We start from the raw sequence: 1,904 nt of genomic DNA on the forward strand, positions 1-1,904 counted from the left end.
CGCGCTGGCCGGGGGTGGGGCAGACAAGACGTTGATGGGGTCGCAGCCAAGCTCGTATGAAGTCATGCTCACCCCGGCCAGCGCGAACCAGACTCGGATGCCCGCACCGACGGCACGTGGGCGAATCAGTTGCAAGGCAAAGCTGAGCGCCTGCCAGTCACCTATGGAGTCACACGCGCCGCCGGCGGGGCCCTTCCATCATCAACGTCACCTCTCCGTGCAGCAGTCCCCACCAGCCGCGCCCTCCAGCGGATCGTCAAGTCCCCTGCTGACGGCGACTTCGGCCCCAACTCGATCCGTGCACTCCAGCGCTACCTCAACCGTGGCGTGCTCGCGGGGAAGTTCAAGCTGCCGTGACCACCATCGGCCACGCCGTCGCTGACCACATCTACCGCACCCAGCCCAGCGTCCTCGCCCGCTGCCTGGGCCTCATCTTGTCCGGCTGTCTGGTCCTCGCGTGGGCCGGGCTGCGACTGACCCGATCGATCGGAGCATCATGACCCACCCGCGCACTCAAGGCTGACGCGAAGAACCGCGCCGCCCGCACCCTCCTGCAAGGCCTCGCCATTGACGTCCTCATCGCCGTCGGCACCGCCCTGGCCATGTGGTTGCCTGATGCCACCCTCACCGCCGGCGAGTCGTGGCTCGTGCTCGGCGCGTCCGTCGGCAAGACCGCCCTGACCGTCCTCGCGTCATGGCTCATGCGGCTCAAGATCGACGGGTCTGCGCTGCCCGCCCCGCTCCCGCCGGCCGACCCGGGTGAGCCCGACGACGACACCGCCTGATTCCATCCGGTGCTGCACCAACAGCCCCCTTCGCTCGCCTCTTACGAGGTGGCCAAGGGGGGCTGTCTTGTCATTCGGGGTTGCGACTCAGGTCAACTGAGCACTCTCGCCGGAGACTGTTGCCGAGCGCGAGCGCGCGCCGATCTGGGCGCTGGTCGCCGGGCCTCGGGTACCGTTGCGTCGCTCGAAGGTCAATGTTTGCGCGGCTTGTGAGCCGGCGCCGTCAGGATCGACTATGACTGAGCGTTGGGTCCAGTAGGTGACGTCGTTGCAGTAGTCCCGGCTCTGCGTGAAGGACCCACGGACATGGAAGCCACCCAAATACAGGCGACCGTCGGATTTGACCTCGTCGGCGAGGATCGGGCAGTTGTATTTCCACGTGTAAGGCGTGTAGAGCAAGCCGTCCGACTTCTTCTGCGCCTCACCGCGGGTGGGGCCGGACCAGCAGGTGGAGTGACCACTCAGGTTCGCCCAGGTGGCGCTCTGCTCTCCGATGATCCAGTAGATCAGGGCCGCGTCGGCCACGGTCGACTCCGGGGTGATGTCGTAGAGGTAAAGGCCGTAGGGTGCGCCGTCGGGGCCCGCGCCGGTCAACGTTGAGTCGACTTCGAGCGTCCAGCTGCAGCTGCCGCTGGACCTTGGCGTGTTCCGGACCCACCCGTTCACGCCTGGGTCCTTACGGACCGGGACAGACGCCGCCAAGCTGGGTGCAGCTGCTGCGATAGTAACGGCAGGTACCGCCCAAGCGGCCCCCTTTGCAATGGTCCGTCGGTCTAAGGACCTGCTGCGCTCAGTCATGGAATTCCCCCGTTTAGTAAAGGATTGAGTAGGTCTTTACGTTAGGCAGCGTAGGGGGCCTGTGCTATCCCAGGCAAGACGACCCATCGCCGAATGATGACTGGCTCTTCACAGATGAGGGTGTAGTTGAGGTCTGAATCCGCCGGACTCGAGCAGGGATCTGGCGATGTAGTTGGTCAGGTTGCGGAAGCCCAGGGCCGAGCCGCGCAGGTGCTCCAGGCGTCCGTTGATCGCCTCTGTGGGGCCATTGCTGGTGCCAGGCCGCTCGAAGTAGGCCAGCACGTCGGTGGCGCGAGCCTTCAGGGTCCGACCGAGCTTGCG

Annotated in this window: 3 protein-coding genes; 1 reads left to right on the top strand and 2 read right to left on the bottom strand. The window is 65.8% G+C overall.

Features of this window, described 5'->3' with window-relative positions:
- Positions 1-602 precede the first annotated feature (602 nt).
- Complete coding sequence (locus J4Z35_RS14075; protein ID WP_040015172.1) at positions 603-785, top strand: hypothetical protein; 183 nt, start codon at positions 603-605, stop codon at positions 783-785.
- 87 nt (positions 786-872) lie between these two features.
- Here J4Z35_RS14075 and J4Z35_RS14080 read toward each other — a convergent pair whose 3' ends face one another.
- Positions 873-1,451, bottom strand: coding sequence for a hypothetical protein (locus tag J4Z35_RS14080; protein ID WP_074041355.1), 579 nt, complete (start codon positions 1,449-1,451; stop codon positions 873-875).
- 240 nt (positions 1,452-1,691) lie between these two features.
- The coding region (locus J4Z35_RS14085) for a transposase (protein ID WP_208065681.1) at positions 1,692-1,904 on the bottom strand (213 nt) is incomplete at its 5' end.

This window comes from Dermacoccus sp. NHGro5 (assembly GCF_017565385.1).
Classification (GTDB): Bacteria; Actinomycetota; Actinomycetes; order Actinomycetales; family Dermatophilaceae; genus Dermacoccus; species Dermacoccus nishinomiyaensis.